Genomic DNA, 6,311 nt, shown 5'->3' with positions numbered 1-6,311 from the left:
CATAAATACAGCAATAATATAAAAAATTACATATAAAACTAAAAAATACAAGTAATTTACTTTTTAAGTTGACAAAATATTGCATATATATTATGATATAAATCATAAATAAATAAATAACGTAGATTCGCAGAAGAAGAAAGTAGCATAAAGGAATTTTACAGAGAGTTAGATTTGGCTGAGAACTAATATTGAAATTTGTGTGAAAAGAACTTTGGAGAATACTATTATAATTCGATTGTAGTAGTGGTTTAATTCGCCTTAAGAAAATGAGTGAGTAAAATAAATTTTTACTAATAAGAGTGGTAACACGGATTTATATTCGTCTCTTGGATTTTTTCCAAGAGACGTTTTTTATTATAAAATTATTTCAGAAAATTTAAAACTATATATTAAATGAAAAATATAAATATATAGTTGCTAATAAATTTATAAATTAGAAAATTGTAAAACAAACTAACTAACTAAATGGTTTTACAATTTTAATGGAGGGATGAAAATGGAAGAAGAAAAAATTAATTATGCCCTGGAACAGGTTCCAGAGAATCAAAAACGTGGTTGGGTAGCTATGTTTTCGGTGCTAGTAGCGATAGGTGTAGATTTATCATCTGTTATTTTAGGAGCTGAGTTAGCTCAAAGTATGCCAATGAAACAAGCAATATTATCAGTAATTGTAGGTTCATTTTTTTCTGCTATTTTGTATACTATATGCTCTTTAGTTGGTTCATCTACAAGCTTATCTACATCTATGATAACAAAATATGTATTTGGAGAAGCTGGAGCAAAAATATTTTCTCTAGTTATAGGGGTTTCTCTATTAGGATGGTTTGGAGTTCAGGTAGGCTTTTTTGCTCAAAATGCTCAAATAATAATAAAAGATATATTTAATCTAGATGTGAGCATGCAAGTTTTGAGCCTCATAGGTGGTCTTTTGATGATGAGTACAGCTATTTATGGATATAAAGCAATGGAAAAATTAAGCGTTTATTCAGTACCATTTTTATTAATTCTTATGATGTTAACTATATTCTTAGCTTTTAAAGCAAATGGAATTCCAGTTGATGATAATATGAAATCGACTATGACATTTGCAGGTGGAGTTTCTCTATCAATGAGTATAATAATAGTTGGAGCAATAGTATCTCCTGATATAAGTCGCTGGGCTAAAAGTAGAAGAGATTGTGCACTTTCAAGTTTTCTAGGGATACAATTTGGAAATGCTTTTATGATAGTAGTATCAATAATATTAGTAAAATGTATGGGTACTTCAGATATTATGAGAATTTTTATTACATTAGGAATTGCTATACCAGGTATAATTGTACTTACATTAGCTCAATGGACTACTAATACAAGTAATGTCTATTCTGCATCTCTAAGTATAGCTCTTGTACTAAAAAAAGCTCCTGAAAAAGTGTTAACTATAGTTCTTGGTGTTGTAGCAACTTTATTAGCTGTATTTGGAATATATGAAGGATTTATAGGATTTTTAAATTTACTTGGAATTGTTATTGCACCTGTTGGTGGTGTGTATACAGCAGAATACTATATAGTAAAACAAGAACTTAAAGGGTTTGATAAGGGGATAGCATATAAACCAATAGTTAAACATTCAATAATATCTTGGATAATTGGTATATTAATAACATATCTTTCTACATATGGATTTATAACTCTTACTACTATAGCACCTTTAGATGGATTTATAGCAGGATTTATAATACAATCAATTATTGGAAAAGTGATTTGTTCATCAAAAAACAAACAAGAAGTAAAAAAAGCAGTTTAATGAAATGTGCTTGTAAAGTATAAAATAAATTTGGGATATGAGGAGAAAGTAACATGAGATTTTTAACAGAAGAAAGCGTGGATAAAATAGCAGTTGGCGCAGCAGTGCTTGGAACTGGAGGAGGAGGAGACCCGTATATAGGTAAATTAGTTGCAAAACAAGCAATTAAAAAGTATGGACCTGTAAAAGTGATTAGTTTAGATGAATTAGAGGATGATGCTTTAGTAGTACCAGTATCTGGTATGGGTTCTCCTGTAATTACAATAGAAAAATTACTTTCTGAAGTGGAATTAACTACTCCTTTAGAGATAATGGAGAAATTATTAAATAGAAAAGTTGATGTTATAATTCCTATAGAAATAGGTGGAATAAATTCACTTATGCCAATAGCAGTTGCTGCAAAAAAAGGGCTTCCTATTTTGGATGCAGATTCTATGGGTAGAGCGTTTCCTGAAGCTCAAATGGTAACTTTTTATCTTGAAGGATATGAAGCATCACCTGCTGTAATGGCTGATGAAAAGGGTAATTCAGCTATCCTTTATCCTGTTGATGGAATTTGGTCAGAAAGATTGGCTAGGACTTTAACAGTAGAGATGGGAGGAAGTTCTTCTATTAGTGACTATAATTTAAGTGGAGCTCAAGTTAAAAAAGCTGCTATAGGAAATACCTTGACTATAGCTGAAACTATAGGAGGATTTTTACTTGAGAATAAGTCAGACTCAAAAGGTGCTATTGAAAATATATTGAAAGAATTAAAAGGATACAAATTATTTGAAGGAAAAGTAGTTGATATCAAAAGAGAGTTAAAAGGTGGGTTTACTAGAGGTCATGCATTCTTTGCTGGAATTAATGGATATGATGGAGAATACTCTGTACTATTCCAAAATGAAAATCTAATTGCAAAAAAAGGTAGTACGCCACTTTGTATTACACCAGATTTAATAGCGATATTAGATTTAGAAACTGGATTCCCAATAACTACAGAAAGAATAAAATATGGTTCTCGTGTGATGGTAGTAGCTTTTCCTTGTAATGAAAAATGGAGAACTAAAAAAGGAATTGAGACAGTTGGACCTGGATACTTTGGATATGATGTAGAGTATAAAACAGTAGAAGAATTACAAGGAAAATAAAAATTTAGGGGGAAATTTTGATGTATCGTGTAGGAATTGACGTTGGAGGAACAAATACAGATGCTTGTATACTGGATAAGGAATTAAAAGTAATCCATTCAGTTAAAGTAGCAACTACAAAAGATGTTGAAACTGGTGTTTATAATGCCTTAAAAAAAGTTATAGATGAAAGTAAAATTGACCATTCATTAATAAAATATGCTATGCTTGGTACAACTCACTGTACAAATGCAATAGTAGAAAGAAAAAGACTTAACAATGTAGCAATGATAAGAATAGGAAAACCAGCAACTACTGCTATTTTACCATTTATAGATTGGCCAGAAGATTTAAGAGAAAAAATAGAATTAGATTCAATATTGATATCTGGTGGTTATGAGTTTGATGGAAGAAAGATAAATGAACTTTGTAAAGATGAAGTAGTAGATTTTTGCAATAAGATAAAAGGTAAGGTAGAAAGTGTAGCAATAAGTGGAGTATTTGCTCCTGTAAATAAGCAACAAGAAGAAGAAGTTGCAAAATGGGTTAGAGAGATTTTAGGTGATATTCCAATATCCTTATCAAATGAAATAGGTAATATAGGTATACTGGAAAGAGAAAACGGAGCAATTTTAAACTCTGCGTTGTCTAGAGTAGGTAAGGCTGTATCTTTAGGGTTTGAGAAAGCACTTAAAGATTTAGGAATAGATGCAGAAATATATTTTAGCCAAAATGATGGAACATTAATGAACTTAGAGTACACAATGAAGTATCCTATTTTCACAATTGGATGTGGAATAACAAATTCTATAAGGGGAGCATCTTTCCTATCAAAAGTAAAAAATGCAATAGTATTAGATGTTGGAGGAACTACAAGTGATTTAGGTGTATTATACAATGGATTTCCTAGAGAATCTTCAATTCCTGTTACAATTGGAGGAGTACATACAAACTTTAGAATGCCAGATGTTTTAACTATTGGACTTGCTGGTGGAACTTGTGTAAAAGGCGAAAAAGACAATATAAAAATAGGTCCTGAGAGTGTAGGGTATAGAATAACTGAAGATGCAATAATATTTGGTGGTGACACTTTAACTTTATCAGATGTTGTTACAAAGTTAGGTATGGCATTTGAGGATAGAAAAAGTAATGTTGAAAATTTAGATAAAGATTATTGTGATGAGGTATATAAAAAAGTAATTTTAAAACTAGAAGATGCTGTAGACCAAATGAAGACTAGCCAAAATGATGTTGAATTAGTTTTAACTGGTGGAGGAAGTATCATTGTTCCAGAAAAACTAAAAGGTATAAGTGATGTTATAAGACCTCCTCATTATACTGCGGCAAATGCTATTGGTGCGGCTTTAGGGCAAATAAGTGGAGATGTAGAAAAGGTGTACAGCTTAGATAAAATGTCTAGAGAAGATGCTATAGAAGATGCAAAACAAGAAGCCATAAATAAAGCTTTAAAAGCAGGTGCTAAAAAGGATACTATAGAAGTATTAAATATAGAAGATGTTCCACTTGCATATCTTCCAGGTAATGCACTCCTTATAAAAGTAAAAGTTGTTGGAGATTTGATATAATTTAAAGAAAATTTAAGTGTTTTTAAATCTGTTTTAGATATAAAAAAATCGGTGCATAGTTTGTACCGATTTTTTATTTTTATTAGTAGAGAACTCGTTTTTTTGCTTCTGCTATAGCTCTAGCAGCACTTTTTGCCTCAATTCTTTTTTCTTCTTCTTTTTTAAAAGCATTTATTGTCTCATTTAAATTTTTATCGTGTTCATTTTTTTCTTTGGCTTCATTTTCTCTATAAATTAATACATAATCTATTATTGATTCATTTATTATTTGAGATATGCTTTTATTTTCATTAATTCCTATTCTTTTAACTTCTTTAAGTAATGTTTCATCAATGTGAACTGTTGTTTGTTTTGTATTTTTTGCCACCTTAATCACCTCTTAAAAAAAATTTTAACATTAAAATTTTTTATAGTCAATAAATTTTAATATTAAAATTCTTTAAAAGTTTTTGTTTGTTTTTCTAAAACTTTCTATTTTATTTATCATATTATTTTTTATATTTTCCCCTAATACAGAAGATTTTAGTCTAGGATTTTCAATATGGTCATAAATTGGTTCTAAGAATTCAACTTCAACAGGAACAGAATTAATTTTACCAATAGGTTGATATCCTTCATAAGTATCTTTTGAATTTTTTATGACTAATGGAACAATAGGACACTTTGCTTTATATGCTATTTTTAAGGCTCCACTTCTAAAATCTGATACTAGTGAATTTGGTTCTTTAATCCATGTTAAATCCCCTTCTGGAAACACTGCCATACTCTGACCTGTAAGTATATTTTGTGAGGCTTCAGAAATACTTTTAATTCCTTCTCGATTATTTTTTCTGTTTACATATACACATCTTAACAACTTCGCCCATTCTTTAAATATAGGTATATTTCTCCAAATTGGCTCATCTGCAATTACACATCCAATTGGTCTCTCTACACTTGCAGCAAGTATAAAGCTATCAAGCATACTTGAGTGATTTACAACAAATAAGATTGGCTCTTTTGGTAATGTTTCTTTGCCGAGTATATTAAGGTCTATATTTACTATATCTAAAGATTTTTTAGCTTGTTTTTGCATAAATTCAAATTTTTCTTTTAAGCTAAATTTATCTGGATTTTTTTTTATTTTTATAAGTCTAGGTATAGAAGATGTAAAGCCTATGAGTTGATATGTAGCAAATTTTAAGTAATTATTCATAAAATTATCTCCTTAAAATAAAATTGTTTATTACTGTAAAGATTTTAACATAAAATGAAATTTAAGTCTATTTTAATTGGGTTTTATAACTTACATTTAAAATAGACTTATCTTGAGATTTTTATACTTATAATTTTATTACTCAGGTTCTATCAATAAACTAGTATTCTAGTAAACTAACTAAATAACCTTTAAATTTAATTATAAAAAAATCTTGTAAATCGGATGACAAAAATTTTTTATACTATAAAGATTGTGGAAAAATCATAAAATATATTGAAAATCAAATTTTATCTTTGTTAATTTTAAAAGAGTAATTTTTGTTTTTCAAAAAAGAAGGAAAAAGAATTTTATTGTTGTGTAAATTAATAAAAATAGGATATGAGCTAACATGGGAATATTAGAAGGTACTAAACTAATTTGAGATTGGCATAGAGAATTGCTAGAGAAAAAAGAATAACAGAGCAAGAAGCATGGAGTGATGCTATCAGCGAGTTTAAAGAAAAACATGAGTATTTAATTTATAAGAATCATCTTTGTAGGTGACTCTTTTATTGTATTTAAATGTATTTTTAGATATTAATTTATATGTTATAATCTAATAAATGATATATGTTTTTAATTGATAC

Annotated in this window: 5 protein-coding genes and 1 other annotated feature; of the genes, 3 read left to right on the top strand and 2 right to left on the bottom strand. The window is 28.8% G+C overall.

Going from position 1 to position 6,311, the window contains the following annotated elements:
• The first annotated feature begins 121 nt into the window (after positions 1 to 121).
• Positions 122 to 333 (top strand) — a binding site (T-box leader).
• Between the two features lie 166 nt (positions 334 to 499).
• From KGF50_RS19740 to KGF50_RS19730, 3 genes are read left to right on the top strand one after another with little or no spacing between them, the layout of a single operon-like run.
• Positions 500 to 1,789: a cytosine permease gene (locus tag KGF50_RS19740; protein WP_227849641.1), complete on the top strand. Its 1,290-nt coding sequence runs from the start codon at positions 500 to 502 to the stop codon at positions 1,787 to 1,789.
• A 53-nt stretch (positions 1,790 to 1,842) separates the two neighbouring features.
• A complete protein-coding gene (locus KGF50_RS19735) occupies positions 1,843 to 2,922 on the top strand; it encodes a DUF917 domain-containing protein (protein ID WP_227828438.1) in 1,080 nt (359 codons plus the stop codon).
• A gap of 20 nt (positions 2,923 to 2,942) precedes the next feature.
• Positions 2,943 to 4,487, top strand: coding sequence for a hydantoinase/oxoprolinase family protein (locus KGF50_RS19730; RefSeq protein WP_227849640.1), 1,545 nt, complete (start codon positions 2,943 to 2,945; stop codon positions 4,485 to 4,487).
• 82 nt (positions 4,488 to 4,569) lie between these two features.
• Here KGF50_RS19730 and KGF50_RS19725 read toward each other — a convergent pair whose 3' ends face one another.
• Positions 4,570 to 4,854, bottom strand: a complete 285-nt coding sequence (locus KGF50_RS19725) for a transcriptional regulator (RefSeq protein ID WP_227849639.1) — start codon at positions 4,852 to 4,854, stop codon at positions 4,570 to 4,572.
• A 72-nt stretch (positions 4,855 to 4,926) separates the two neighbouring features.
• Positions 4,927 to 5,682, bottom strand: a complete 756-nt coding sequence (locus tag KGF50_RS19720; protein WP_227849638.1) for a lysophospholipid acyltransferase family protein — start codon at positions 5,680 to 5,682, stop codon at positions 4,927 to 4,929.
• Between the last annotated feature and the right edge of the window lie 629 nt (positions 5,683 to 6,311).

It is taken from the genome of Clostridioides sp. ZZV15-6598 (assembly GCF_020657705.1).
GTDB classification, from domain to species: Bacteria; Bacillota; Clostridia; order Peptostreptococcales; family Peptostreptococcaceae; genus Clostridioides; species Clostridioides difficile_F.
Note: the sequence above shows the minus strand (reverse complement) of the source record. Positions and strands in the feature narration are given on the sequence as shown.

What these genes read in the sequence shown, in the direction of transcription:
- KGF50_RS19740 (WP_227849641.1), top strand. Translation starts at nt 500, where the DNA reads ATGGAAGAAGAAAAAATTAATTATGCCCTGGAACAGGTTCCAGAGAAT.
- KGF50_RS19735 (WP_227828438.1), top strand. Translation starts at nt 1,843, where the DNA reads ATGAGATTTTTAACAGAAGAAAGCGTGGATAAAATAGCAGTTGGCGCA.
- KGF50_RS19730 (WP_227849640.1), top strand. Translation starts at nt 2,943, where the DNA reads ATGTATCGTGTAGGAATTGACGTTGGAGGAACAAATACAGATGCTTGT.
- KGF50_RS19720 (WP_227849638.1), bottom strand. Translation starts at nt 5,682, where the DNA reads ATGAATAATTACTTAAAATTTGCTACATATCAACTCATAGGCTTTACA.